This is a genomic window from Aeromonas sp. FDAARGOS 1405 (assembly GCF_019048265.1).
Lineage (GTDB): Bacteria > Pseudomonadota > Gammaproteobacteria > Enterobacterales > Aeromonadaceae > Aeromonas > Aeromonas veronii_A.
The window spans coordinates 3648700-3675343 of sequence record NZ_CP077311.1 but is presented as its reverse complement, the minus strand read 5'-3'; the positions used below and the strand labels follow the sequence as shown (position 1 = coordinate 3675343).

The window sequence follows — 26644 nt, the reverse complement described above, 5'->3', positions numbered from 1 at the left end:
ATGATTAACGTTATGATGAGCACCATGCACGAACGTCTGCTCACCTTGGCTGATGGTCGGCAGGTGGCCCTGCTTGAGAATCAACTCGCGGATCAGGCTCAGCAGGGCAAACCCCTGCTGATTGCCCTGCACGGCTGGCTCGACAACAGTGCCAGCTTCTTGCCGCTGGCGCCGCATCTGGGAGATTTTCACCTCATCTGTGTCGATCTGCCGGGACATGGTCACTCCGATCATAAAACCACCCCTTATGTCTTTGTCGACTGGCTGGACGATCTCTACCAGATCGTGCGGGCGGCCGGCTGGTCGCGTTTCACCCTGCTCGGTCACTCCCTCGGGGCGTTGATCGCCTCCGCCTATGCCGGGGTGTTTCCCGAACAGGTGGAGCGGTTGATCATGCTGGAGGGGTTGGGGCCGCTGAGCCAGCCCGATGAGGAGGTAGCTGCCCAACTGCGACGTGCGATTTTAAACCGCAGTCGCACCCGGGAGCGCAGTGCCAACGGCTTTGCCTCCATCGATGAGGCTGTCGCCGCCCGTTGCAAAGTGGCGGATATCACGCCGCAGTCGGCGCGCCTTATCTGTGAGCGGCAGCTTGAAGAGCGGGCAGGGCGCTGGCATTGGCGCAGCGATCCCCGTTTGCGGGATCTGTCGCCCCTGAGAATGAGCGAAGGACAGGCTCGTGCATTGATGGTGGCTATCCGTTGTCCTGTGCTGTTGATTCAGGGGGAGCAGGGCTTTGCTGCGCTTGAAGCCCAATGGCAGGCCCGTCAGGATGCCTTCCAGCAGATCGAGCGGGTCATATTGGGTGGAAACCACCATTTTCATATGGAAAATTCGGTTGATACGGCCGTTTGTATCGTAAAGTTTTGTCAAGTTCGGTAGAATCGCCAGCTTTCAATAATTCCAGGTTTGTTTTCTCCCTCACATTTTTCTGTTGTTAATTTGCTGTTAATTGATGTTGCGCTGTGTAAATATGTGCGGCATTAGAGCATCAGCTTAAAACAACCGATTAAAATGGATGTGAACCGGGACGGAGGCAACACAGTGAGCGCACAGGTGCTAGTTATGCAGGAGAAGTTTGTGGAAAAAGTCTGGCTGAAACGTTATCCGGAAGGGGTCCCCGCCGAGATCAATCCAGACCAATACAGCTCCCTGGTCGAGATGTTCGAGTCCTCGGTAACCCAGTTTGCCGATCAGCCTGCCTTCGTCAACATGGGCCAAACCATCACCTACCGCCGGCTGGAAGAGCAGTCCCGCGCCTTTGCTGCCTACCTGCAAAACGAGCTGAAGCTGGAGAAAGGGGATCGGGTTGCGGTGATGATGCCCAACCTGCTGCAATATCCCATCGCCGTGTTCGGCATCCTGCGCGCCGGCATGATAGTGGTCAACGTCAACCCGCTCTATACCCCGCGCGAGCTGGAGCACCAGCTCAAAGATTCCGGTGCCAAAGCCATCGTCATCGTCTCCAACTTCGCCCATACCCTGGAAAAAGTGGTCTACGACACCCCGATCAAGCACGTTATCCTGACCCGGATGGGGGACAACCTGGGGCTGGCCAAGGGCACCCTGGTCAACTTCGTGGTCAAGTACGTCAAGAAGCTGGTGCCGAAATACAATCTGCCCCACGCTACCACCATGCGTCAGGCCCTCTCCAAGGGGCGTTTCCTGCAGTACATCAAGCCGGAGATCACCAACGACGATCTCGCCTTCCTGCAGTACACCGGTGGCACCACCGGCCTCTCCAAAGGGGCCATGCTGACCCATCGAAACATGATTGCCAACGTCGAGCAGTGCCTCGGCGTCTACGGCCCCATGCTGGAGCGTGGCAAGGAGTTCGTGGTCACCGCGCTGCCGCTCTATCACGTCTTCGCCCTGACCGTGAACTGCCTGCTCTTTATGCGTATCGGCGGTTACAACCTGCTGATCAGCAACCCGCGCGACATCCCGGGGTTTGTCAAAGAGATCAAGAAGTACCCCTTCACCTGCATTACCGGGGTCAACACCCTGTTCAATGCGCTGGTCAACAACGAAGAGTTTCAGGGGATCGCCTTTGACAAGCTCAAGCTCACCATCGGCGGCGGCATGGCAGTGCAGCGCGCGGTTGCGGAGAAGTGGAAGACACTGACCGACACTCCGCTGCTGGAAGGCTATGGTCTGACCGAGTGCTCGCCACTGGTGAGTGTCTGTCCCTACGATCTGACCGATTACAACGGCTCCATCGGTTTGCCGGTCTGCTCTACCGAGATCCGTCTGGTAGATGACAACGGTCAGGTGATCCACGCCCTCGGCACCCCCGGCGAAATGCAGGTTCGTGGCCCGCAGGTGATGGTGGGCTACTGGCAGCGCCCCGAGGCGACAGCCGAAGTGATGCAGGATGGCTGGCTCTGTACCGGTGATATCGCCGTGTGCGACGAGCAGGGCTTCTTCAAGATCGTTGACCGCAAGAAGGACATGATCCTGGTCTCCGGTTTCAACGTCTATCCGAACGAGATTGAAGATGTCGTTGCCCTGCACCCGAAAGTATTGGAAGTGGCCGCTGTCGGTGTGCCACACAAGGTCTCCGGCGAGTTGGTGAAGATCTTTGTGGTCAAGAAAGATGCAAAATTGCAGGAGGATGAGATTATTGCCCACTGCCGCAAACATCTGACTGCCTATAAGGTGCCGAAACTGGTAGAATTTCGTGACGAACTTCCCAAGACCAATGTGGGCAAGATCCTGCGCCGCGTACTGCGCGACGAGGAGATTGCCAAGCAATAACCGGACAGCGGCTGCAGAATCTTCTGCAAACCAGCACCGTCGTTATGCAAAACCGTGGGTCATCCCACGGTTTTTTCTTTTTGGCCCTGATCAACCGCGCAGGCACAGATGCACTATCAACTTATCACTCAGCAAGACGAACTTGAGCAGTATCTCGCTTCTCTGGCCGACGTTCCCCTGGCTATCGATACTGAATTCGTTCGCACCCGTACCTACTATCCCCAGCTTGGCCTGTTCCAGATCTATGACGGCGAGCATCTGGCGCTGCTGGATCCGCTTACCCTGGATCTCTCCGCCCTCTGGCAACGACTGGGCAGGGAAGGGCAGATCGCCATCCTGCACGCCTCTGGCGAAGATCTGGAGCTTATCCAGCATCAGGCTGGCCACCTGCCCAACCAGATGCACGACACCCAGTTGGCTACCGCCTTTCTCGGTTACGGCGTATCGGTCGGCTTTGGTGCGCTGGTGAATGAATTCCTCGGGGTCGAGCTGGAAAAAGATCAGGCGCGCACCGACTGGCTGGCCCGCCCGCTTACGCCACGTCAGCTTGAATACGCGGCAGCGGATGTCTTCTACCTGATGCCGCTCTACGAGAAAGTGATGGCCAAACTGCGGGAAAGCGGCAAGTTTGCCTGGTTCGAGCAGGAGTGTCAGAACCACTCCGCCCGCAAGACCCAGGGTAGCGATCCCCGTCAGGCATATCTTGACATCGTCAACGCCTGGCAACTGGGTCGCCGCGAGCTCGCCATTCTGCGCGAGCTGGCCGCCTGGCGCCAGCAAGAGGCGGTGCGCCGCGATTTGGCTCTGAACTTCGTGGTCAAAGAGCTGCACCTGTTCAAGGTGGCAGAGCGTCGTCCTGCCTCCCTGCGGGATCTCAACGAGCTCGGCCTCTCGCCCATCGAGATCAAGATCCACGGCAAGCGGATGCTCGATATTGTCGCCAAGGCGCAGCAGAGCGATCCTGACAGCTGGCCCGAGCCCATTCGCCGGCTGGTCGACTTCCCCCAGTACAAGGCCGAGCTCAAACGCATCAAATCCATGGTGGAAGAGAAGGCCAAGGCGAACAATATTCCGCCCGAGCTGATTGCCAGCAAGAAGATCATTCACCAGTACTTCACCTGGAGCTGGCGGATGAACGACGAAGAGCGGGCCCGCAGCGACAAGCCGATGCTGCTGCAAGGGTGGCGTCATGAGCTGGTCGGTCACCTGCTGGCACAATAAGCCACCTTACGGTTGCACTTATAAATCAATCCTCACCCTCGGGTGGGGATTTTTTATTTTCAGGGGATATTTATGATTTAAAATGTCAGAATATATTGTGGTCGCTTATCAAATAATTGTGGTTCAAGAACAAGAGGTAGAAATAAACGCGCTTATTTTTCATGACTGTGATGGCAATAAAAAGTTATATATCATTAATTGTCTTATTGAACTTAATTGTGAAAATTCTTACAAGATAGATAGAGGTAAGTCCGCTACCAATAAGACTGCAAACATGCAGATAGGGTGATGCTTCAATAATTCCATTTCGCATGGCAGATGGGCATACTATAAAAATAGTCAACAAGAAGCACATAGGGATATTGATTGTATGCTGTCTATTTATTGCATTTCTATCATCTGGCCATATGAAAAAACCATATCTATATGCCATAACTAAAAAAATGGTGATCAACAATAGGTAGTATATAACTTGAGGCAGTACATAGGTTAGTAAGCTGCTGTAACCGGCCTGAATGGGGGCAAACTCAGCTCTATATATTATTTCAAATGCAATATTAACGAGTAGTATTATTATCCCATGAATGATTGTTGGGCGTTTGTAATCTCTGATTCTATATCTGGCTCGTGACTTCTTCAGAAAAAAAATAAATAACAATATGGCAATAGCTAAAGCAAGATACATTTTTGTTCCCAAGTTTTGATGGTCAGAGACAAATCATGGTGAATTATAAAGACTCGCTTGTACCTATATCAATGAGGACTTCATAAAAAAAGAAAAGGCAGCGGAACACCGCTGCCTTTTTTGATCACCAGATAGGCTGGGTCAGATAAGGGTTGCTCACCTTCTCGCGACTGAAGGTGGAGCTGGGGCCGTGGCCCGGGATAAAGACGATTTCGTCACCCAGCGGCAGCAGGGTCTCGGTGATCGACTTGATCAAAGTGGCGTGATCGCCACGGGGGAAGTCGGTACGGCCGATGCTGCCGGCAAAGAGCACGTCGCCCACCCAGGCGAGCTGCTCGGCTTGGGAGAGCAGCACTATATGGCCCGGGGTGTGGCCGGGGCAGAAGTAGACATCCAGCTCGCACTGGCCAAGCTGCACCTTGTCACCCTGCTCAAGCCAGCGATCCGGCGTGAAGGCGGGGGTATGGGCGAAGCCGAACATCTGGCTCTGCTGGGGCAGCATGTCGAGCCAGAAGGCGTCCTCCTTGTGGGGGCCGGTAATGGCGACGCCAGTTTTTTCCCGCAGCTCGGCGGCGGCACCGACGTGATCCAGATGACCGTGAGTCAGCAGGATATGAGTCAGGGTCAGGCCGCGCTTGGCGATGGCGGCCAGCAGTTTGTCCGCTTCGCCGCCCGGATCGATCAGGGCCGCCTGATGGGTCTCGTCACACCAGATGAGGGAGCAGTTCTGGGCGAACTGGGTGACCGGGATCACCTCGAATTTCAACATAGAGTTCCTCGCTTGGGATGGGTCAGCCGCGCAGTGCGCTGGCATGCTGCTCGGCGAAATAGTCGAGGCAGGCCTGCTTGTCACCGCGAAACACGATGCGCTCCTGCTTGTTGCCAAGCTGATAGAGATACATGGGGTCGTAGTAGCGGGTCAGCAGCAACGTGATCCAGGCCAGATGCAGCGCGGTATCGCCGCTCTTTTCCTGCTCGGTGAGGGCGGTCTGCATCAGGGCATCCAGCTCGCGGTGGGCCTGATCGCCAAGACGGCGCTTGAGGCGGGCCAGCGCATCGGTGAGGTAGGCGGCAAACAGCGGCCAACCGGCTTCCTGGCCATACATGGCTTGATAGCGCAGCCAGAGATCGTGCACGTAATCTTCACGGATCTGCTCGGCCCGATCTATTTGCGGCACATCCACCACCACCAGCGGTGCCTGACTCATGGCCTCATGGAGGGAGAGGGGCAGGCAGCAGCGGCCAATCAGCCGGCTCTCATCTTCAACCACAAAGGCATGCTCGCCCTGATGGCGGCGCTTGAGCAGCTCGATGGCCATGTTGTTTTCAAAATTGATGTTGCTCGGCTGGCCGCCGGGCAGCTGACCAAACGACGAGCCCCTGTGATGGGCATGTCCCTCCAGATCGAGCGCCTGGGCCACCTGATCGAGCATGTGGGTCTTGCCGGAGCCGGTCATGCCGGTCAGCACACTCCAGCGGCACTCGGCAGAGGCCTTGTCCTGGGTGTCGATCAGAAAACGGCGCAGCTCCTTGTAGCCACCGGCGACGCGGGGGCGAGTGACCCCGGCATCAGCCAGCCACTGCTGTACGGTTTGCGAGCGCAGGCCGCCGCGAAAGCAGTAGAGCACGGCATCGGGCTGCTGGCGCAACTGCGCCAGCCAGCCTTCGAGTCGCTCGGCACGTACTGCTCCCCCCACCAGCTTGTGTCCAAGCTCAATGGCGGCGGCCTGACCCTGCTTCTTGAAGCAGGTCCCCACCTGGGCGCGCTCATCGTCTGTCATCAAGGGCAGATTGGTCGAGCAGGGGAAGGCCCCCTCCTTGAACTCGATGGGGGCGCGCACATCAATCAACGGCACATCGCCTAAAAAAATCTGGGCGTAGTCCGTGGCCAGTGGCAATTCACTCATTGGACAATCTCGATAAAGCGGGAGCCCTCAAGGGGCTTGATCTGACCGATGGGCGAGAGTTCTAGGCCAGCTTCTTGCGCGATGGCGAGCAGCTCGGCTTCGCTCTCTTTACCCACGGCGACCAGCAGGCCGCCGCTGGTTTGCGGGTCGCACATGATGTTGCGGGTGCGATCGTCCATGGCATCCAGCTTGTGGCCGTAGGAGTCGTGGTTGCGCAGGGTACCGCCCGGAACGCAGCCCTCACTCAGGTAGTAATCCACCTCATCCAGCAGCGGCAGCGCCTTGAAGTCGAGGCGGGCACTGACATTGGATCCTTCACACATCTCCAGCAGATGGCCAGCCAGACCAAAACCGGTGACGTCGGTCATGGCGTGCACACCCGGCAGCTCGGCAAAGCGCTGGCCAATCTTGTTGAGGGTGCACATGGCGTTGGGGGCCAGCTGCTCGTGTTCAGGTTTGAGCTTGCCCTTCTTCTGGGCGGTGGTGAGGATACCGATACCAAGGGGCTTGGTCAGATAGAGGGTGTCACCCACCTTGGCGGTATCGTTCTGCTTGATGGCGTCAAGGGGCACGATACCGGTCACCGCGAGGCCGAAGATGGGCTCGGGGGCATCGATACTGTGGCCACCGGCCAGCGAAATCCCCGCTTCATGGCACACCTGACGGCCGCCGTCGATCACCTGCTGGGCCACTTCGGCGGGCAGGGTATTGATGGGCCAGCCGAGGATGGCGATGGCGACGATGGGCTTGCCGCCCATGGCATAGATATCGCTGATGGCGTTAGTGGCGGCGATGCGGCCAAAGGTGAAGGGGTCATCGACGATGGGCATGAAGAAGTCGGTGGTGGAGACAATGCCCTGACCGTTGCCGATATCGACCACGGCCGCGTCATCTTTGCTGCTGTTGCCAACGATCAGGGTCGGGTCGTTGAAGCCCGGGATCTGGCTCTTGAGGATGGTGTCGAGTACCTTGGGAGAGATTTTGCAGCCGCAGCCAGCGCCGTGGCTGTATTGGGTCAGACGAATGGAAGACATACTTACCCCTTTTATTTGCAAACAGAGCAGAGGCTCTGTGGAGCCGTCTTGGTCAATGGGCGGCCTTGTAGTGAGGAAGACAAGAAGCCGCAAATATGGGTGGCCTCGGTGCCAACAGGGGCAGCGATGACTGGCAGTTATGAAAGACCGCCAGGCCGGACGGGGAAGAAATGGGCGACAAGGTACGCCAGCGCAGCCCCGCCAAGGGCCACAGGACGGGGCATTATGCCACATTTGCCCCTTGGGGTTCGAACAGGAATTCACATAAACAGCAGGGAATTGCCCGCACTTGCCTGTCATCGGTCTGGATCCGGCGCTGGCTGATTGATTGCAGTACAGATGCAGCAAAAAGAACGCCAAAGAGACCAAAAGCACGCAACCGCCGATCTACAACAGGAGAGCTTAGTGTCCACCACATTTTTGGTTAACCACCCCATCACCACGGCGCAGTTTGCGGCGTTGTTGGCGCAGACCTCGCTGGGGGCGAGACGGCCGCTGGACCATCCGGACACCCTGCAGGGCATGCTGGATAACGCCAATTTGCTGATCACCGCTTGGCAGGGCGAGACCCTGGTCGGGGTGGCTCGCTCGGTGACCGATTTTCATTTTTGTTGCTACCTCTCGGATCTGGCGGTAGCTGAGTCAGTGCAGGGGCAGTGGATTGGCAAAGCCCTTATTCGCGAGACGTTTTTACAATTGCAGCCCGGCTGCAAGCTGATCCTGCTGGCCGCGCCGCAGGCGGTGGCGTACTACCCCAAGCTCGGATTTAGCCAGCACCCGAGCGCCTGGGTGATGAGCAGTCTGGATGAACTGGTACTGGATGAGTTGGCATAAAGCCGTCAACTCATCCAGACAGGGCGAGATTAGCTTATCCGGCTTGCTCCAGCGCCGGTTGCCGTGACTTGCCCCAGCGGCGCAGGCGCCGTTGCAGTGGTCGCTCCAGCAGGTTGTAGCTCAATGCCGAGAGGCCGATCAGCACCGCCAGCATCAGTAAGGTTGCCACAACCCCCAGCAGCGGGTTGGTCTGGCCATACCACCACTCGGTGAGCCCCGGTGCCAGATAGTGGATGAGCTCGCAGCCGGTGAGCAGCACCAGCGCATGGAGCAGGTAGATAGAGTAGGAGAGATCCCCCAGCCAGTTGGTGAAGCGGTTATCCAGGAGGCGCAGCAGCGTGCTTTGGCGATTGCCTTGGCAGGCGGCAATCCAGATCAGCAGCACGTAGGAGGCGATCAGCAGCAGTGTCAGTGGTGGCGTCATGGTGAACTGCATCAGCGCGAAGGGCAGCACAAAGGCGACCAGCAGCGGCAGATCTCGCTTCATCATGGGCACGCCTTGCGCGGCCTTGACCCTCGGCAGCAGCCAGAGGCCGAGCACAAATTCACTCACCCCGCGCCCCACCGCTAAGGCGCCGCTGGTGACATCCAGGGTGCCGCGACTGTGCACGATAAAGGCCAGCACCGTCAGCGCCAGCAGGGGGGCGAGATGGCTCCAGCGACTGCGGGTGACTGCGAGGGGAATCAGCAGCGGGAACAGCAGGTAGCTGATCCACTCCACGCTGAGCGACCAGGCGGCGAAGTTCCAGGTCAGCCCGTGATCGGTCATCACCTGCAGCAGCAGGAAGGCGCTCGGCAGCGCCTCGGCCGGGGTGAAGGGGGAGCCGAAGGGGGGCATCCCTTCCCACTCCCACATCTTGAACAAGGGGCCGGCGTAGAAGCCCACCCCGTGCTGCGCCTTGTAAAGCTCCCAGCCGACCAGCAGCAGCAGGGTCACCAGATAGAGGGGGTAGACACGGGTCAGCCGCAGCCAGAGAAAACGGCCATAGCTCACGGTGCGGGGCGTGCGGGTGAAGGCCTCGCCATAGACATGGGCCAGCACCACGCCGCTCAAAATAAAGAACAGGTCGACCCAGAGGTAGCCATTCTCGATGAGCTGGGTGTGGCCTGCGATCGACTCCATCCACTGGGGAAAGAGCAGCAAGCGGGCATGGAACAGCACCACCATCAGGGCAGCGATGCCCCGCAGCGGCGTTAACAGCGGCAATGATTGATTCATAACGGGATCCTTTGTGATGTTCAGCTTGGCCTGACATCTATTTTGTTGTTGTGCCGTCCATCAATCCTGATGGGACGGTTGCCCCGGCTTGGCTGCCGCAGGCGGGATCACACTACGGAAAAGAGAGTCATACGGGTGTGATTTAAATCATAAATGTGCAGTTATTGTGCAAAGTAATTTAAACAGAGAAGAAGTGGGGCGATGGCAGCAAAAGAGGAGGAGAAGGAATGCGAATAAAGCAGAGAGGGGGAATCGGGACGAGCGTCAGGCTCAGGCACCATACGATGCAAAGCAATCAGGCCCGCAAGGGGCCTGATTGATCACAAGGGAATATGACGACCGATCAGCGGGCGCGTACCACCAGACCCTTGAGGTAGAAGCCTTCCGGATAGGCGGTACCGATGGGGTGATCGGAGGCCTGGGAGAGTAGCTCCAGGATCTGGGCATCGCGACCGGCGTCGAGCGCCGCATCGGCCACTATCTTCTGGAACAGGCTCTGCTCCATCAGGCCGGAGCAGGAGTAGGTCAAGAGCACGCCACCCGGCGCCAGCAGCTGGAACGCCAGCATATTGATGTCCTTGTAGCCACGGCAGGCGCCAAGCAGCTGGGCCTTGCTCTCGGCAAACTTGGGCGGATCCAGCACGATGACATCGAACTTCTCGCCCTTCTCGCGGTATTCCCGCAGCAGCTTGAATACGTCGTGACGGACAAACTGGGTGTTGCTGGTATCCAGCCCGTTCAGCTCGGCGTTCTGGCGGGCGATATCCAGCGCATTCTGGGAGAGATCGACGTTGACCACTTCCTTGGCGCCGCCCTTGAGGGCATAAACGCCAAACCCGCCGGTGTAGCAGAAGCAGTTGAGCACCCGCTTGCCTTCGGTGTACTTGGCGGCAGCCTGACGGTTGTCCCGCTGATCCAGATAGAAACCGGTTTTGTGGCCGTTGCGAATGTCTACCAGGATCTTGACGCCACCGTTCTCCTCGATGACCACCGGCTCGTTCGGGGTCTCGCCATAGATAACGCCGGTGCGCTCTTTCAGCCCTTCCTTCTTGCGCACTGCCACATCGGAGCGCTCATAGATGCTGCACTCTGGGTAGAGGGTACGCAGTGCTTGCGTTATCAGCTCACGCTGGAACTCGGCACCGGCAGAGAGGATCTGGCACACCAGAAAATCGGCATAACGGTCGATGGTCAGACCCGGCAGGCCGTCGGATTCGGCGGCGCAGAGGCGATAGCCGGTGAGACCCTGACGCTTGATCAGCGGATCGCGAGACTCTTGCGCATATTTGAGGCGACGGATAAAGAAGTCGAGATCGACGGTCTCATCCTTGTCGAAGGTCCAGACCCGGGCACGGATCTGGGAGCTGCCTGACCAGGCGCCACGGGCGAGCCACTTGCCATCGTTGGCATAGATCTCGACGGTATCGCCGTCAATGGGGTTGCCCTGAACCCGCTCAATCCCCTTGGAGAAGATCCAGGGGTGGCGACGCAGCAGGGATTTTTCGCGGCCTTTGACGAGATAGATGGAAGCGCTCATTGATGTTTGCCGATGGTAGAAAGAAAAGGGGCCACATTCTATGTGCAATAGTGCGGCTAAGCCAGCCTTTGCTGGTATATGGCAGAGTGACGAATTGTACGTCTGGACAACGCCCGAGTGTTGCATATGCAAGATTTGCAGAATCTCAATGTTGGCGTTTCACGCTGTTTATCTTATATGTCACAGTCGGTTGTGCTTGTTTTTTGTTCAGTGCTGGTCACTATGTGTGCACAATGTAGCCAATAAAGCGTTTTAACCTTACTTTATAGTGATTTTCGCTAAAGAGTCATTTGATGATGTCGATAGTGGGGGAGACCATTTTGAATCTTTCCTGTATCGAGCTGTCCATGTCCCTCTCCATCGCTACCAATATTTCAGCCCTCAATACTTCTCGCCATCTTGGTCAATCATCCAACATGCTGGATTCGGTATATCGACGACTCTCATCCGGCTTGCGCATCAACAGTGCCGCTGATGATGCAGCAGGCTTGCAGATCAGTAATCGCCTCACCAGTGAAGTGAACGGGACCAACACCGCTATTCGCAACGCCAATGATGGGATCTCGGTGATCAACGTCGCCGATGGGGCGCTTGATGAGTCGGTGAACCTGATGCAGCGGATGCGCACCCTGGCACTGCAGTCGGGAAGCGGTGCCAATACGGCAGAGGATCGCGTAGCCCTGAATGCTGAGTTCAAGCAACTGCAGTTGGAGATGGACCGGATTGCCACAGGTACCCGGTTTGCCGGACAGGACCTGCTGGCGGGGAGTTACGAAGGTATCTTCTTGGTCGGTGCCTATGCAGGACAGAATACTGTCATTACCGATCTCAATGCCCAGACCAAAAATCTGGGGGAGATGGAGTGGCAAGCGCGCAGTCCGGCAGGAAGCAAGCCAGGGGCGTATGACATTGCTGATCTCAAGCTTTCATCTCAGCCTATCACCCTTAATGGCGTCACTTTTGACAAGGACTATTCAACCCTGGAAGCGTTCGTGGCAGATATTAATGGCACCACCTTTCCCAATAATCAGGGGCCGGTACAAGCGCAACAACTGCCATTTTGTGTCGCCTCCGCGGTCGATTTATCCGCATTACCCTCCTATATCGATGTGGCGGGTCACTCTGTGGATTTGACCACAGGCATTGATATGACCGGATGGGATCCGGTCAATCCGACAGCAAAAAATAGTGCCATCATGGCAACCGTGGTGCAACGCATCAACAGTACTGCGCAATCGGCAGGTCTGGGTTTTTATGTGAGTGCCTCCAACAACAGCAATCCCGCCAGCAATTCATTGACCATGCATAGCGCTCAGGGCAACAGCCTTGCGCTGGCCAATGGCACAACCCCCCCTCCGCAACCAGCACCACCGGCGCCTCCGGTGATCAGTAGTTCCTCTCTGAGCTCTCTGTTACCCGATGTTACATCGACGACGTATATCGGTCAGATGGAGCTGCGCTCATCAGGCGACAAGTATTCCAATATTGATATGCAGGGATCCAGCTTGAATGCGCTTGGTTTTTATCAAGAGGACAAGAAGAAATATACCGTTGATAACATTGATGTTCTTAGTGAAGACAACGCCAGCAGGGCCATCAAAACCCTGGATGTGGGTATGAAACAGCTGGGTGTTCAGCGCGCTCGGCTCGGGGCCCAAGCCAACGCGCTGGATTCCCGGGTACGCAATCTGGCCAATGCCAATGAGAACCTCAGCGCTGCCCGCTCAAGGATCCGGGATGCCGACATGGCGGTGGAATCGGCGCGCTTGGTCAGCACCCAAATCTTGCAGCAGGCGAGTGCTTCGATTTTGAGTCAGGCAAACAGTCGCCCCAATGCGGTCCTGAGTTTGCTTCAATCCTGAGCGGGACTGCCAGCCGGCATAGCAATTGGTCGCTATCATTCATGGTCACTATCCATAAAGACAAAGAGGCCACCCAATGGGTGGCCTCTTTTCTTATTGCTTCTTGTTGCCGGATGCTATTCGGCAGCGTCAGAGAGTGATCCCCTTGAGTGCCTGGGTCAGCTCGTTGGCGGTGGCTTTCAGCCCCTGCGTACCGGCTACCGAGGCACTGGCGGACTCTTCCACCTGCGCCGCCTCATGGCGCACCTGATCCAGATTGTGGGTGATCTCGGCGGCGACCGAGCTCTGTTCCTCGCTGGAGGTGGCGATCTGGGTGCTCATCTCCAGCACCGCATCGCTGTGGTTGCTCAGTTTTTCGATATCCAGCCCCACCTCGCTGATGAGCTGCTGGCTGCTGGCGGCGCGTCCTACAGTCTGTTCCATGATCTCGTTCAGCGCGCCGGTACCGGTCTGCAGTTCTTCGATCATCTGCTGGATCTCCACCGTCGCCTGCTGGGTACGGCTGGCGAGGGTACGCACTTCATCCGCCACCACTGCAAAGCCGCGACCCTGCTCACCGGCTCGGGCCGCTTCGATAGCTGCGTTGAGGGCCAGCAGGTTGGTCTGCTGGGAGATGGCGTTGATGACGTTGACCACCTCGTTGATCCGGTTGGCATTGTGGGTGAGCCGCTCGACCGCGCCGGAGGCGTTGCCAATCTCGTCGGCCAGAGTACGGATCGCTTCGATGGTGCGGGCCACCCGGTTGGCGCCATTGGCCGCCTCTTCGCTCGATTGTCGGGTCTGCAGCAGGGTGTCGTTGGCATTGCGCGCTACTTCGCGGATCGCCGCCGACATCTGCTCCATGGCAGTGGCCAGTGAATCCATGTGCTGGCGCTGGGAACGCGCCATGGTCTCGCCTTCGCAGGCATGATCACGAAACTCGTCGGCTGCCATGGTCAGCGCTTCGGCAGACTCCTCCACCAGTTTGACGATCTGGTGCTGGCGGTCGGTAAAGCGGTCGATGCTGCCCGCCAGGGTGGAGAACTCGTCTCGCACCGGGAAGAAGTTGAGTCGGAAGGTGAGATCGCCGTCCGCCACGGTTTGCAACGCCTTGTTGGTGGAGTAAAGCGCTCCGGAGACAAAGGTCATCATGTAGTGGATCACCAGCGCCATCAGGGCTGCCAGCGCGCCAATCATGGTGAGCGTGGTGCCCTGATCATCCCACATTGAGGACGTACTGGTGTCGAGCTCGCCGGTCACATAGCCAGCCTGACCCGCTGGTGCGGTGAAGCGGTAGCGATCGCCCTGCTGTTCGAGCCCGCTCACCCCTTGTGGCTGGATGCGCAGATCGGCTGGCAGAGTGAGCGTTGGCTGCTGGCTGACCAGTTGCGCCGTGGTCTCGACCCGTTGTTGCAACTGCGCTACCCGCAGGGAGACCTCCTGCTGATGGCTGGCCGCCAGCATGTACCAGCTGAGAAAGGCGATGATGAAGAGAGGTAACCAGAACGCGATATGGAATTTTTCACTGATGGTGAGGTGAATGAGATAGCGGTCAACCCACCGGAATTTAACTTCTTTCATAATGGAGCTGCATCCTGCAGAGATAGAGTGTCGGGCACATTATCGTCTCGGGAAATTTTTTCTTAAGCGGAAGGTGTGAGAAATGGGAGAGCAATCGTTTGTCATTCGGGTGTGGGGGCAGGTGCAGGGGGTGGGATTTCGCTATTTCACCCGTGAGCGGGCGCTGCAACTGGGTTTGCGGGGCCATGCCTACAACCTGGAGGATGGCTCGGTGGAGATCCTGATCAGCGGCCCCGCACAGGGGGTGCAGATGATGCTGGGGTGGCTGGAGCATGGCCCGCGCACCGCTAGGGTGACCCGGATGGAGTATGAAGAGGCGCTGCCTCCCACCGGTCAGGGCTTTCACACCAACTGAAGGGGCGGAGACGAGATGGACGCTGACAAGGAAGGTCTGTTGCTGACTCAGGCAACAAGCTGGGTCGCCCGTTATCAGGAGGCGGCGCGAGCGGTGCGCGAAGAGGCCAGCGAACCGGCCGTGCATGGCTACCGTATCGCGGCGCGCCGCTTGCTGGCACTGCTCGCCCTGTGGCGACCACTCACCTATCATCCCGAGCTGGAGCGGCGTCTGCTGCGCTCGGTCGGGCGGCTCTCTGCACTACGGGATGCTCAGGTCTACGCCGAGCGTTTTGGCAAGCTGCCTGCCAGCACTGGCAATACCCACAAATCGGCCTGTCGCGTGCCCCTGTTGTCGCGGCGATTGGCCCGCTGGCTTGCGGTGGTGGCGCAGGTGCAGGATGCGCGGGCATTGGCGTTCCTCTATCTGCAGCATCTGGCCCTGCGCCTTGATGAGGCGCAGAGCGCTCTCGATGAACCTATTCCCTGCGTTGGGAAATCTGTCAGCTCCCGTCAGCAACAGTTGCGCCGCTGGCATCGGCTGCGCCTCGAGATCAAGCAGGCCCGTTATGGCGTGGAACTGTTGCTGGATCTGGGGAGTGGAGATCCCGGCTGGTTGAGTACCCTGACTCACTGGCAGGAACGACTCGGCCAGTTGCAGGATTGGCGTCAATGGCGGCGGAGGTTGCGAGCAGAGCAGGGGGGCACCCACAAGCAGACGAAACTGCGGCAGCAGTTGAAGCAAAAGATCACTGTCCGTTTGCGTCAACTGGACTGCCAGCAGGCGGAGCTGGTAGCGCTCAAACTGGCGATGCAGGCAGGTCACAACATGGAAGACATGGCAAGTCGGCTGGTCAGGTATTCAGAACAAAATGTATCGTCCACCAAGTCAAGCGGTGGATAGCCTCGAGGCCGCAATCTACGAAAGTAATCCGCGACCAGCATCTACAAAAACTAACCAAGCCAAACAGGTGAGACAAAAAAAGAGAGACCGTTTGGCCTCTCTTCTCTATCTGGCTGTGATCACAGTCAGCGATGTGCTTACTTGACGCGCATGCCCGGCTGGGCGCCTTCCTGCGGCTCCAGGATCCAGAGATCCTTGCCGCCCGGGCCTGCAGCCAGCACCATGCCTTCGGACATGCCGAAACGCATCTTGCGCGGCGCCAGGTTGGCCACCATCACGGTCAGCTTGCCTTCCAGATCTTCCGGGTTGTAAGCGGACTTGATACCGGCAAACACCTGACGGGTTTCGCCGCCGATATCCAGTTGCAGCTTGAGCAGCTTCTCGGCTTCCGGTACCGCTTCTGCCTTCTTGATCAGCGCTACGCGCAGGTCAATCTTGGCAAAGTCGTCATAGGTGATGGTTTCGCTGATGGGGTCATCAGCCAGCGGACCGGTCACTTTCGGTGCCTGCTCCTTGGCCAGGTCTTCCTTGGATGCCTCGATCATGGCTTCAATCTTCGCAGGTTCGATGCGGGAGAAGAGGGCCTTGAACGGCGCAACGGTGTGATCGACCAGCGGCATTTCGATGCCATCCCAGCTGAGGGTTTCAGCCAGGAAGGCTTCGGCACGCTCGGCCAGCAGCGGCATGACGGGCTTGAGGTAGGCCATCAGCACACGGAACAGGTTGATGCCGACGGAGCAAACAGCTTGCAGCTCGGCATCAGCGCCTTCCTGCTTGGCGATAACCCAGGGCGCTTTGTCGTCCACGTAGCGGTTGGCCTTGTCGGCCAGCGCCATGATTTCGCGGATGGCGCGGCTGAACTCGCGGCTCTCATAGGCTTCCGCAATAGCGGTACGGGCGTTGGCGAATTCGGCGTAGAGTTCGGGCTCGGCGCAAGTGGCAGCCAGCTTGCCGCCAAAACGCTTGGCAATAAAACCGGCGTTGCGGGAGGCGAGGTTGACCAGCTTGTTGACCACGTCAGCGTTGACGCGCTGCACGAAATCTTCGAGGTTCAGGTCCAGATCATCGATGCGGCTGTTGAGCTTGGCGGCGTAGTAGTAACGCAGGCACTCCGGATCCAGGTGGTTCAGGTAGGTGGATGCCTTGATAAAGGTGCCCTTGGATTTGGACATCTTTGCGCCGTTGACGGTCACATAGCCGTGCACGTTGACCTTGGTCGGCTTGCGGAAGTTGGCACCTTCCAGCATGGACGGCCAGAACAGGCAGTGGAAATAGGCGATATCTTTACCGATGAAGTGGTAGAGCTCGGCGTCGGAGTCCGCTTTCCAGTAGCTGTCAAAGTCGATGTCGCCACGCTTGTTGCACAGGTTCTTGAAGGAAGCCATGTAACCGATGGGGGCATCCAGCCAGACGTAGAAGTACTTGCCCGGGGCGCCGGGAATTTCGAAACCGAAGTAGGGGGCGTCGCGGGTGATGTCCCACTGCTGCAGGCCGCTTTCGAACCACTCCTGCATCTTGTTGGCCATCTCTTCCTGAATGGCGCCGGAGCCGCGCACCCACTCAGAGAGCCATTTTTCAAACTGCGGCAGGTCGAAGAAGAAGTGCTCGGAGTCCTTCATTACCGGGGTCGCGCCGGAGACGGCAGATTTCGGATCGATCAGTTCAGTCGGGCTGTAGGTGGCGCCGCAGCTGTCGCAGTTGTCGCCATACTGCTCCGGAGATTTGCACTTGGGGCAGGTTCCCTTGACGAAACGGTCCGGCAGGAACATGGATTTTTCCGGATCGAACAGCTGGGAGATGGTGCGGCTCTTGATAAAGCCACCATTTTTCAGACGGCCGTAGATCAACTCCGCCAGCTCGCGGTTCTCGTCGCTGTGGGTGGAGTGATAGTTGTCAAAGCTGATGTTGAACCCGGCGAAGTCGGCCTGGTGCTCTTGGGAGACAGCGGCAATCATCTCTTCCGGGGTGATCCCCATCTGTTGTGCCTTGAGCATGATCGGGGTGCCGTGGGCATCATCGGCACAGATGAAGTGCACCTGATGACCGCGCATTCGCTGATAACGAACCCAGATATCGGCCTGGATATGTTCCAGCATGTGGCCAAGATGGATGGAGCCATTGGCATAGGGGAGGGCGCAGGTTACCAGCATTTTACGAGGATCAGTTGCCATATTACGTTCTTGATGTGCTTGTTGGGATGATAGAGTGCCGTGCATGTTACCCGAATTGGGGGTAGCCTGCCTAGGGTTGTGGCTGTGCCAACCTTGGCAGCACCTGCCGTTATGATGGCAGGCAAGCCACTGATTTGTGTGCGGTAACCGTTCACCTCAAGATAATGACAAGATAATGAGGAGTTAATGGTGATTGATTCAGTAAAACAGATCCTCGCCGAATTTAAGCCAGCAGGCTGGCACAAGGATCTGGTGGATGCCGGATTCGTTCGCGAGATCATCAATCAGGGTCAGGGGCTTACTATCCGGCTGGTATTGCCGTTTGCCGGTCTCTCGCTGCTCGATCAGCTCAAAGAGAACTACGATGCCAGGCTGCGTAGTGCCACCGGCGCTGCCCGTATCGACTGGGCATTGGAGATTGACGTCGCCAGCATGCCGCGGGCGCAGGGCCTCAATGCCGTGCAGGGCATTCGCAACATCATCGTGGTTGCTTCCGGCAAGGGCGGGGTAGGCAAGTCCACCACCGCAGTCAATCTGGCGCTGGCGCTGCAAAAAGAGGGGGCGCGGGTCGCTATTCTCGATGCCGATATCTATGGCCCTTCCATTCCCACAATGATGGGCACCCTCAAGGAGCGCCCGGTCAGCCATGACGGCAAGCTGATGGAGCCGGTGATGGCCTGCGGCCTCAAGAGCAACAGCATCGGCTATCTGGTCTCCGAGCAGGATGCCACCATCTGGCGTGGCCCGATGGCGAGCAAGGCGCTGGCGCAGATCCTCCATGAGACCCGCTGGGGCGAGGTGGATTATCTGGTGGTAGACATGCCGCCGGGCACTGGCGATATCCAGCTCACTATGGCTCAGCAGGTGCCTACCTCGGCGGCAGTGATCGTCACCACCCCGCAGGATGTGGCGCTGGCCGATGCCCGCAAGGGGATCGCCATGTTCAACAAGGTCAATGTGCCAGTGCTCGGTATTATCGAGAACATGAGCTACCACGTCTGCAGCGCCTGTGGTCATCATGAGCCGCTGTTCGGTACCGGTGGCGGCCAGAAGATGGCAGAGCAGTATCAAGTGGCACTGCTTGGTCAATTACCGCTGCACATTGATATCCGCCAACACATGGATGATGGCTGTCCGACGGTGTTCGGTGCACCGGAAGGGAGCTTGGCTCAGGCTTATTTGAAGCTGGCGCGCAGGGTAGGGGCTGAACTCTTTTTCAGCGCAAAACCGATTGCGACCCCTCTCTATGCCATGGCGCTGGATGAATAATCGGCGGTCGGTCACTTGAAAGGGAATTGAGGGTGGGCATGACCCACCCTTTTTTATATAATGGATCGGTTTAAACCATCCCCACTGCTCTTCTCTTTTAGGTATTTGTCATGTCTGATACTCAACATTCGTGTGTGATCATCGGTATTGCGGGCGCATCTGCGTCTGGCAAAAGTCTTATAGCCCAGACCATTTATGAAGAGCTGGTGGCCGAACTGGGCGCAGGTCAGATTGGTGTGATCACCGAAGATTGCTACTACCGTGATCAGACCCACCTGACCATGGAAGAGCGGGTCAAGACCAACTATGACCACCCCAACGCGCTGGATCACGACCTGCTGGTACAGCACCTTAGCCAGCTGGTCAAAGGTGACGCGGTTGCCATTCCCCAGTACTCCTACACCGAACACACCCGGATGAGCGAAGTGACCCCGTTTGCCCCGCGCCGGGTGATCATTCTGGAAGGGATCCTGCTGCTGACCGACAGCCGTCTGCGGGATCTGATGGATGCCTCCATCTTTATGGATACCCCGCTCGACATCTGCCTGCTTCGCCGTCTGGTGCGTGATGTGCAGGAGCGTGGCCGTACCATGGACTCCGTGCTCAAGCAGTATCAGAAGACAGTGCGTCCGATGTTCCTGCAGTTTATCGAGCCGTCCAAACAGTATGCCGATGTGATCGTGCCCCGTGGTGGCAAGAACCGCATCGCCATCGACATGCTCAAGGCGCGTATTCGCCACATGTTGATTGGTTAAGATGAAACAAGCCGGGTGATGCCCGGCTTTTTTAAAAGCACAATTTGTCAGGAGAGTCGCCCAATGCGTCTGTGTGATACCGATATTGAACGCCATCTGGATGAAGGCAAGATCGTCATTGAGCCACGGCCCGGGGTAGAGCGGATCAGTGGTGTCAGTGTCGATGTGCTGCTGGGTAACGAGTTTCGGGTGTTTCGCGATCATACCGCGCCCTATATCGACCTGAGCGGCCCGAGCAGCGAGATGGCCGATGCCATCGATCGGGTGATGAGTGACGAGATCCATATCCCCGATGGCGAAGCCTTCTATCTGCACCCGGGTCAGTTGGCGCTGGCGGTGACCTACGAATCCGTTACTCTGCCTGCCGATATCGTTGGCTGGCTGGATGGCCGCTCTTCACTGGCGCGCCTGGGTTTGATGGTGCACGTGACGGCGCACCGCATCGATCCGGGTTGGTCCGGTCGCATCGTGCTGGAGTTCTACAACGGCGGCAAGCTGCCGCTGGCGCTGCGCCCGAAGATGAAGATCGGCGCCTTGAACTTCGAGATGCTTTCCGGCGTCGCGGCCCGTCCCTACAACAAGCGGGAAAATGCCAAGTACAAGAGCCAGCAGGGCGCCGTCGCCAGCCGCATCAATCAGGACTGATAACTGGCAACACAGCAACGATTCAAGGGAGCACAAGGTGCTCCCTTTTTGCATCTGGAATCAAACGGATATGGGATTGATGGTGCTGGTCGGATGAGATTGGTGGGGTAGGGGCGTTTTATCACCAATTTTGCCTGTTTTTATGTCATAAAAACGTCATAAAAATGAAATCATTGGCTTAATTGTCAGCTAATTTTGCCATTTCCTGCAATCATTGTTGGCTTTAATTAATCGATGGCAAGCCGCATGAGGACTGGCTCTAGGATATTTTTTTCCAAAAAGCTCTTTTTTTTTATGGCTGAAATATTTCAATGGTGGCTATGGTGTTGGCCGCCATCTGGCATAATCCGCCGCAACTCATAAACAGGCTTTTTTTTATGTTTGAAATGTTTAGTGGTTTGGGTTTGTGGTGGTCAATCGGTTTGGTATTGGCCGTTTTTTTTGTGCTTGCCTATGAATTTATCAACGGCTTTCACGATACCGCCAACGCGGTAGCAACGGTTATCTATACCAAGGCGATGCCGGCTCACCTGGCGGTTGTCGCATCGGGGATCTTCAACTTTTTTGGCGTCATGTTCGGCGGTCTGGGGGTGGCTTATGCCATTGTCCATCTGTTGCCCATCGACCTGCTGCTTGGGATGGACTCCACCCAAGGGTTGATCATGGTCTTCTCCTTGCTGTTTTCCGCCATCGTGTGGAACCTGGGCACCTGGTTCTTCGGGATCCCGGCCTCCAGTTCACATACCTTGATCGGTTCCATTCTGGGGGTAGGCGGCGCCTATGCCTGGATCACCCATAAACCGGTGACAGAAGGGATCAACGTGGGCAAAGCGATCGACATCATGCTTTCCCTCATCATCTCTCCCACCATAGGTTTCATCATCGCGGCGCTGCTGCTGCTGGCAATGAAACGCATCTGGACCAGCAACAAGATCCACAAAACACCGGAAGAGCGTCAGCTGGTGGATGGCAAGAAGCACCCGCCGTTTTGGGCGCGTCTGACCCTGGTGGCATCGGCCATGGGCGTCAGCTTCGTGCACGGCTCCAACGATGGCCAGAAGGGTATCGGTCTGGTGATGCTGGTGCTGATCTGCATGGCACCCGCCTATTTCGCGCTGGACATGAACAGCCGCTCTTATGACCTGGATCGGACCCAGGATGCCAACCAGCGCATCATGGAGATCTACCAGCGCAACCAGTCCGCCCTCTCTGGTGTCATCAACTTCTCTGCACCGGCAACGGCTCAGGAAGAGCTGATGACTCACTGCTCCGCCGATGGCGTGCTGCAGGCGATGGCCACCCTGGATGCCCGTCTGGGGGCTGTGCGTACTTATGATCAGATGAGTCTGACCGACCGTCGCGAAGTGCGTCGTCTGCTGCTCTGTATCGATGACACTGCCCGCAAGGTTGCCAAGCTGCCGCTGCCCGCCAAGGAGCTGACCGACCTGGCCAAATGGCGCAAGGATCTGACCGCGACCGCTGAATACGCACCGACCTGGGTGATCGTCTCCATCGCACTGGCGCTCGGTTGTGGCACCATGGTGGGCTGGCGTCGTATCGTCCATACCGTGGGAGAGAAGATCGGCACGACCGGCATGACCTACAGCCAGGGCATCGCGGCCCAGATCACGGCTGCGACCTCCATCGGAGTCGCCAGTCTGACTGGTATGCCGGTGTCCACCACCCACATCCTCTCTTCTGCGGTGGCGGGGACCATGATTGCCAACAAATCCGGCCTGCAGAGCCAGACTATCAAGACCATCCTGATGGCCTGGGTGCTGACCCTGCCGCTGACCATGCTGCTCTCCGGCGGCCTGTTCATCGTCAGCCATCATCTGTTTGGCTAAATGCCAATACCATATTCGATAAAGGGCCTGCGGGCCCTTTTTTTGTGCTTCTATATCAGGTTGTAAATTATCGATTTGATACCTGGCTGGACAGGGCAAGGGCCACTGAATGGTATGAGAGCGCATCATGAATGCGATAGTCAGGGCTTGTTTGTGAAATATTTTCACACATCTCACACTCACCAGATTGTGTGAAACAAGGATCTTTATTTGGTATGGCGACAGCGGTGATCTCCACATACCTGTTATCGGCAAAATCCATATCGCAGTCGAGTCAGTAGCAAGTAAATCATGAAGATGGGTAGATCTATCAGTTTTTGCCGCGGGTCATCAATCATCAGCAGGCTCCCTTTTAGAATGAACAGGGATTGAAATGCTGACTAACCCAACTCCTGAGAGTTTGAGCAGTATTGCCGCGGGGTAATACAGATCAATCCTTGTTTGTATTGCGTATCCGCTGAATCGCCTTCGGCCTTTATATGCCAACAAGCTTATTGTTGAATTTAATTTTTAAAGTATTCGAAGATAACGAGAAAATCTTGATAGGGCTTGGCAAAAGAGAGCCAATTCTTGGCGATACTGACCTTGCTTGCAGTCGCCAGGTCCGCCAGTGCAAGCAGAGGGGCGGGTCATGAGCCAATCTGTGGTGCTGTTACTTCTATGTATCTTGTTTGTCTATTCGCCCGCATCCACAAGAGTCGAAGGCTAACTTTCACCATCGTTACCCGATATGGTTGGCTATAAAGCTCTGAGGCATGGTTTAACCTGGCTGGTGGCGAGAAACATATCTGGTTAATCACTATCTCAAGCCAAATATGGTGTAGAGGAGGATATCTGAGGCATTACCTAACTGAGCAGAGTGCATTTAATGGGATATTTTCATTAGGTTCCTAATCCAAACTCCTTATTGATGAGGCGTTATCAACCGATGTCATGCAGATAAAAAAGAGCCACACAATGGTGTGGCTCTCAATTTAGTCGTTACCGGTGGATATCAGGGGCGACCCGCTGGGCAGGTGGCCACGTCGACGGCGGCAGTGCTGCCACCATGACGACCTGATGTGCTCACTTCGTTGCGTACCAGCGGCGGGTAGTTAACCGGCTCACGAGTAGGCAGGGCAGGAGCTTCGGCAGGGGTTGCCATCGGCGCGGATGCTTTGCGGGCACGAGCCAACAGGCCAGCACCGTGAGCTACCTGTTTTGTAACGACCGGAGTCTCTTCAATCGCAACAGCAGCGACAGGTGCCGGGGCTTCGACAACATCAGCTGGCATTTCGGCTGCAGCCGGTACAGCTTCCACGACAGGAGTGTTGACAGCAGGAGCTTCTTCAACAACCGGAGCAGTTTCAACGATTTCAGTGGCAGCCATGTCGACAGCCGGAGCGGCGACAACGACAACTTCCGGCTCTGCTGCAACCACGACTTCTGCAACAGCTGCAACAACCGGGCTAGCGCTCACATCGGCTTGAGTTGCTTCAACCTGGGCAGCAGCCTGTTCGGCAGCTTCTTCTGCAACGGCTTCGACAACCACATGCTCGGTCAGTGCGGCAGAGGCTTGCAGGGCAGCTGCGACGGCTTCAGCGCTCGGGATGGTAACAACGGGCACTACCGGCTCTTCAACCTGCGCTTTGGCAATATCTGCCTGGGCTGCGGTGGTCAGAGTGGTAGTATCTTGCTGTTCTTCATCACGCTGGCTGCGGGCATCTTCGTTGATGCGCTTGCGGCGCTGTCCTTCGATACGCTGGCTGCGCGGAGTGCGGCGTGAACGGCGCTGGCCTTCACTCTGCTCTTCCTGCTCGTTACCCACGGTGGCATCGATCACGTCAGCTTGCGCAGGTACTTCGTCAACCGGCAGGGCAGGGGTGTCAGCAGCGGCGACATCGACGCGGATCTGCTTGCGCAGTTGGCGACGTTCGCGGCGCTCGGCCACTTTCTGCTCTTTTTCCTGACGTGGCTGGACGGCAGTTGCATCAACGGTGTCTACCGCTTCAACAACGACTTCGGCGCGCGGCTCACGGGGAGCACGAGGTTCACGGGCCGGACGTGGTGCACGTTCCTGGCGCGGTTCGCGAGGCTCGCGTTCCTGACGGGGTTCACGTTCCATGCGCACTTCGCCACGAGCTTCACGCTCCTGACGAGGCTCGCGCTCTTTGCGCGGACGGCGATTGCGGTTTTCACCACCTTCGCGGTTGCCACCTTCACGCTTCTCGCCAGCTTCCGCATTGTTGCGGTTGCCACGATTGTCATCACGACGAGGACGCTGACCACGGCCACGGCCTTCTTCGCGCTGGTGACGTTGACCTTCATCCTTGCGTGCTTCACGAGCTGCTGGTTTCTCGGCGGGCGCTTTCACGTCGGCAGGGGCGGCATCGCTGCTGAACAGGCCGGTAATGCCTTTGATCAGCTTGCTGAAGAAGCCGGCTTCGGCAGGGGCCGCAGCAACGGGAGCTGCCGGCTGTTGCGGTGCAACAGGGGCCGGTTGTGCCGGTTGGGCAAAGCCTTGCAGCAGCGGTTGCTCACGCTCGATCACCTGAGCTTGCTTCGGTTGGTAGACCGGCTTGGCAATCTCGGTTTTCAGCTCGTAGCTGGCCGCTTCCGGGATCTCGTTCTGACGAATGCGGGTTACTTCGTAGTGCGGGGTTTCCAGATGCTGGTTCGGAATGATGTAAACACGCACATCATTGCGCTGCTCCAGACTGGCGATGGCGGCACGTTTCTCGTTAAGCAGATAGGCGGCAACATCCACCGGCACCTGGCCGTGAACCTGCTCGGTGTTGTCCTTCATGGCCTCTTCCTCGATGAGACGCAGGATGGACAGGGCGAGGGATTCGTTGTCACGGATCACGCCTTGACCCTGGCAACGGGGGCAGATATGGCTGCTGGACTCGTTGAGGGAGGGGCGCAGACGCTGGCGAGACATCTCCAGCAGACCGAAACGGGAGATACGGCCCAGCTGGATGCGGGCGCGATCCTGATGAACTGCTTCACGCAGACGGTTTTCTACTTCGCGCTGATGGCGAACCGGCGTCATGTCGATGAAGTCGATAACGATCAGGCCACCCAGGTCGCGCAGACGCAATTGACGGGCAATTTCGTCGGCCGCTTCCAGGTTGGTTTGCAGCGCAGTCTCTTCGATATCGCCGCCCTTGGTGGCGCGGGAGGAGTTGATATCGATGGAGGTCAAAGCTTCGGTCGGATCGATAACGATGCTGCCACCGGAAGGGAGGCGCACTTCACGCTGGAAGGCTGATTCAATCTGGCTCTCAATCTGGAAGTGGTTGAACAGGGCAACTTCACCCTTGTACAGCTTCACACGGTTGAGGAAATCGGGACGTACCAGCTCGATATGGGCCTTGGCGCGTTCGAAAATCACCGGATTGTCGATCAGGATCTCGCCCACATCGCGACGCAGATAGTCACGGATGGCACGCACGATGACGTTGCTCTCCTGATGGATCAGCACCGGCGCAGCGCGCTCCTGGGAGGCCTTGTGGATGGAGTCCCAGTGGTTGAGCAGAACGTTCAGGTCCCACTCCAGCTCTTCTGGCGACTTACCCACTCCTGCGGTACGTACGATCAGGCCCATGCCTTCCGGCACGGTCAATCCGCTCAGGGCTTCTTTCAGTTCAGTCCGCTCATCACCCTCGATACGGCGGGAGATACCACCGGCACGGGGGTTGTTGGGCATCAGTACCAGGTAGCTACCTGCCAGGCTGATAAAGGTGGTGAGGGCTGCACCCTTGGTGCCACGCTCTTCCTTGTCGATCTGGACGATAACTTCCTGACCTTCGCGGACCACTTCTTTGATGTTGGGACGACCCTGATAGGAGTAACCGGAGGGGAAGTAATTGCGGGCGATCTCCTTCAACGGCAGGAAACCGTGGCGCTCGGCGCCGTAGTCGACAAAAGCAGCTTCAAGGCTGGGTTCTACGCGGGTGATCTTACCCTTGTAAATGTTCGCTTTCTTCTGCTCGTGTCCCGGACTTTCAATATCCAAATCGTAGAGCTGTTGTCCGTCAACCAGCGCTACGCGCAACTCCTCTTCTTGAGTTGCGTTGATAAGCATTCTTTTCATTGAGTTCTCATTATTGTGTCATTTTGATTTCC

Annotated in this window: 19 protein-coding genes; 11 read left to right on the top strand and 8 right to left on the bottom strand. The window is 57.3% G+C overall.

Features of this window, described 5'->3' with window-relative positions:
• The first annotated feature begins 12 nt into the window (after positions 1 to 12).
• From I6L35_RS16815 to rnd, 3 genes are all read left to right on the top strand, one after another.
• On the top strand, positions 13 to 879 hold the full coding sequence (locus tag I6L35_RS16815; RefSeq protein WP_216978815.1) for an alpha/beta fold hydrolase: 867 nt from the start codon (positions 13 to 15) through the stop codon (positions 877 to 879).
• A gap of 198 nt (positions 880 to 1077) precedes the next feature.
• Complete coding sequence (fadD, locus tag I6L35_RS16810) at positions 1078 to 2754, top strand: long-chain-fatty-acid--CoA ligase FadD (protein WP_085942148.1); 1677 nt, start codon at positions 1078 to 1080, stop codon at positions 2752 to 2754.
• A gap of 108 nt (positions 2755 to 2862) precedes the next feature.
• A complete protein-coding gene (gene rnd, locus I6L35_RS16805) occupies positions 2863 to 3975 on the top strand; it encodes a ribonuclease D (RefSeq protein WP_216978814.1) in 1113 nt (370 codons plus the stop codon).
• Positions 3976 to 4784: 809 nt separating this feature from the next.
• Here rnd and I6L35_RS16800 read toward each other — a convergent pair.
• The 3 genes from I6L35_RS16800 to selD are packed head-to-tail and all read right to left on the bottom strand — an operon-like array spanning position 4785 to position 7601.
• Entirely contained in the window at positions 4785 to 5429 is a 645-nt protein-coding gene (locus tag I6L35_RS16800; RefSeq protein WP_216978813.1) for an MBL fold metallo-hydrolase, read from the bottom strand.
• 22 nt (positions 5430 to 5451) lie between these two features.
• Positions 5452 to 6567 (bottom strand): tRNA 2-selenouridine(34) synthase MnmH, encoded by a 1116-nt coding sequence (mnmH, locus tag I6L35_RS16795; protein WP_216978812.1) that lies wholly within the window; start codon positions 6565 to 6567, stop codon positions 5452 to 5454.
• Entirely contained in the window at positions 6564 to 7601 is a 1038-nt protein-coding gene (selD, locus tag I6L35_RS16790) for a selenide, water dikinase SelD (RefSeq protein ID WP_139408216.1), read from the bottom strand. The genes mnmH and selD overlap by 4 nt, the downstream gene beginning before the upstream one ends.
• A gap of 405 nt (positions 7602 to 8006) precedes the next feature.
• Between selD and I6L35_RS16785 the strand changes: the two genes are divergently transcribed.
• Complete coding sequence (locus I6L35_RS16785) at positions 8007 to 8435, top strand: GNAT family N-acetyltransferase (RefSeq protein WP_216978811.1); 429 nt, start codon at positions 8007 to 8009, stop codon at positions 8433 to 8435.
• 34 nt (positions 8436 to 8469) lie between these two features.
• Here the strand turns inward: I6L35_RS16785 and I6L35_RS16780 are convergent, their stop codons facing one another.
• A complete protein-coding gene (locus tag I6L35_RS16780; RefSeq protein ID WP_216978810.1) occupies positions 8470 to 9654 on the bottom strand; it encodes an acyltransferase in 1185 nt (394 codons plus the stop codon).
• A gap of 343 nt (positions 9655 to 9997) precedes the next feature.
• Positions 9998 to 11191, bottom strand: a complete 1194-nt coding sequence (locus I6L35_RS16775) for a class I SAM-dependent methyltransferase (protein WP_005336736.1) — start codon at positions 11189 to 11191, stop codon at positions 9998 to 10000.
• Positions 11192 to 11484: 293 nt separating this feature from the next.
• Here I6L35_RS16775 and I6L35_RS16770 point away from each other — a divergent pair, with 293 nt between their 5' ends.
• The gene (locus I6L35_RS16770; RefSeq protein ID WP_216978809.1) at positions 11485 to 13053 is read left to right on the top strand and encodes a flagellin; all 1569 of its coding nucleotides are present in this window, start codon (positions 11485 to 11487) and stop codon (positions 13051 to 13053) included.
• Between the two features lie 129 nt (positions 13054 to 13182).
• On the opposite strand, the gene I6L35_RS16765 is transcribed toward I6L35_RS16770, so the two are convergent.
• Positions 13183 to 14613, bottom strand: coding sequence for a methyl-accepting chemotaxis protein (locus tag I6L35_RS16765; protein WP_216978808.1), 1431 nt, complete (start codon positions 14611 to 14613; stop codon positions 13183 to 13185).
• Positions 14614 to 14695: 82 nt separating this feature from the next.
• Between I6L35_RS16765 and I6L35_RS16760 the strand changes: the two genes are divergently transcribed.
• Together I6L35_RS16760 and I6L35_RS16755 are read left to right on the top strand one after the other, a co-directional pair.
• The gene (locus tag I6L35_RS16760; RefSeq protein ID WP_005345583.1) at positions 14696 to 14968 is read left to right on the top strand and encodes an acylphosphatase; all 273 of its coding nucleotides are present in this window, start codon (positions 14696 to 14698) and stop codon (positions 14966 to 14968) included.
• Between the two features lie 15 nt (positions 14969 to 14983).
• The gene (locus tag I6L35_RS16755; RefSeq protein WP_128816434.1) at positions 14984 to 15850 is read left to right on the top strand and encodes a CHAD domain-containing protein; all 867 of its coding nucleotides are present in this window, start codon (positions 14984 to 14986) and stop codon (positions 15848 to 15850) included.
• Between the two features lie 137 nt (positions 15851 to 15987).
• Here the strand turns inward: I6L35_RS16755 and metG are convergent, their stop codons facing one another.
• Entirely contained in the window at positions 15988 to 18021 is a 2034-nt protein-coding gene (metG, locus tag I6L35_RS16750) for a methionine--tRNA ligase (protein WP_128835679.1), read from the bottom strand.
• A 186-nt stretch (positions 18022 to 18207) separates the two neighbouring features.
• On the opposite strand from metG, the gene apbC reads away from it, so the two are divergent.
• From apbC to I6L35_RS16730, 4 genes are all read left to right on the top strand, one after another.
• Positions 18208 to 19290 carry an iron-sulfur cluster carrier protein ApbC gene (gene apbC, locus I6L35_RS16745; protein ID WP_005345574.1) on the top strand — a complete coding sequence of 361 codons (1083 nt, stop codon included), beginning with the start codon at positions 18208 to 18210 and terminating at the stop codon, positions 19288 to 19290.
• A gap of 110 nt (positions 19291 to 19400) precedes the next feature.
• A complete protein-coding gene (udk, locus tag I6L35_RS16740) occupies positions 19401 to 20045 on the top strand; it encodes a uridine kinase (RefSeq protein ID WP_005345570.1) in 645 nt (214 codons plus the stop codon).
• Between the two features lie 63 nt (positions 20046 to 20108).
• Positions 20109 to 20690: a dCTP deaminase gene (gene dcd, locus I6L35_RS16735; protein WP_005336719.1), complete on the top strand. Its 582-nt coding sequence runs from the start codon at positions 20109 to 20111 to the stop codon at positions 20688 to 20690.
• Positions 20691 to 21067: 377 nt separating this feature from the next.
• Positions 21068 to 22537, top strand: a complete 1470-nt coding sequence (locus tag I6L35_RS16730; RefSeq protein WP_216950818.1) for an inorganic phosphate transporter — start codon at positions 21068 to 21070, stop codon at positions 22535 to 22537.
• 994 nt (positions 22538 to 23531) lie between these two features.
• On the opposite strand, the gene rne is transcribed toward I6L35_RS16730, so the two are convergent.
• Positions 23532 to 26612 carry a ribonuclease E gene (rne, locus tag I6L35_RS16725; RefSeq protein ID WP_216978807.1) on the bottom strand — a complete coding sequence of 1027 codons (3081 nt, stop codon included), beginning with the start codon at positions 26610 to 26612 and terminating at the stop codon, positions 23532 to 23534.
• Positions 26613 to 26644: the final 32 nt, after the last annotated feature.

Coding starts and splice junctions, on each gene's coding strand:
- I6L35_RS16815 (WP_216978815.1), top strand. CDS start 13: ATGATGAGCACCATGCACGAACGTCTGCTCACCTTGGCTGATGGTCGG.
- rnd (WP_216978814.1), top strand. CDS start 2,863: ATGCACTATCAACTTATCACTCAGCAAGACGAACTTGAGCAGTATCTC.
- I6L35_RS16800 (WP_216978813.1), bottom strand. CDS start 5,429: ATGTTGAAATTCGAGGTGATCCCGGTCACCCAGTTCGCCCAGAACTGC.
- mnmH (WP_216978812.1), bottom strand. CDS start 6,567: ATGAGTGAATTGCCACTGGCCACGGACTACGCCCAGATTTTTTTAGGC.
- selD (WP_139408216.1), bottom strand. CDS start 7,601: ATGTCTTCCATTCGTCTGACCCAATACAGCCACGGCGCTGGCTGCGGC.
- I6L35_RS16780 (WP_216978810.1), bottom strand. CDS start 9,654: ATGAATCAATCATTGCCGCTGTTAACGCCGCTGCGGGGCATCGCTGCC.
- I6L35_RS16775 (WP_005336736.1), bottom strand. CDS start 11,191: ATGAGCGCTTCCATCTATCTCGTCAAAGGCCGCGAAAAATCCCTGCTG.
- I6L35_RS16770 (WP_216978809.1), top strand. CDS start 11,485: ATGATGTCGATAGTGGGGGAGACCATTTTGAATCTTTCCTGTATCGAG.
- I6L35_RS16765 (WP_216978808.1), bottom strand. CDS start 14,613: ATGAAAGAAGTTAAATTCCGGTGGGTTGACCGCTATCTCATTCACCTC.
- I6L35_RS16760 (WP_005345583.1), top strand. CDS start 14,696: ATGGGAGAGCAATCGTTTGTCATTCGGGTGTGGGGGCAGGTGCAGGGG.
- I6L35_RS16755 (WP_128816434.1), top strand. CDS start 14,984: ATGGACGCTGACAAGGAAGGTCTGTTGCTGACTCAGGCAACAAGCTGG.
- metG (WP_128835679.1), bottom strand. CDS start 18,021: ATGGCAACTGATCCTCGTAAAATGCTGGTAACCTGCGCCCTCCCCTAT.
- apbC (WP_005345574.1), top strand. CDS start 18,208: ATGGTGATTGATTCAGTAAAACAGATCCTCGCCGAATTTAAGCCAGCA.
- udk (WP_005345570.1), top strand. CDS start 19,401: ATGTCTGATACTCAACATTCGTGTGTGATCATCGGTATTGCGGGCGCA.
- dcd (WP_005336719.1), top strand. CDS start 20,109: ATGCGTCTGTGTGATACCGATATTGAACGCCATCTGGATGAAGGCAAG.
- I6L35_RS16730 (WP_216950818.1), top strand. CDS start 21,068: ATGTTTGAAATGTTTAGTGGTTTGGGTTTGTGGTGGTCAATCGGTTTG.
- rne (WP_216978807.1), bottom strand. CDS start 26,612: ATGAAAAGAATGCTTATCAACGCAACTCAAGAAGAGGAGTTGCGCGTA.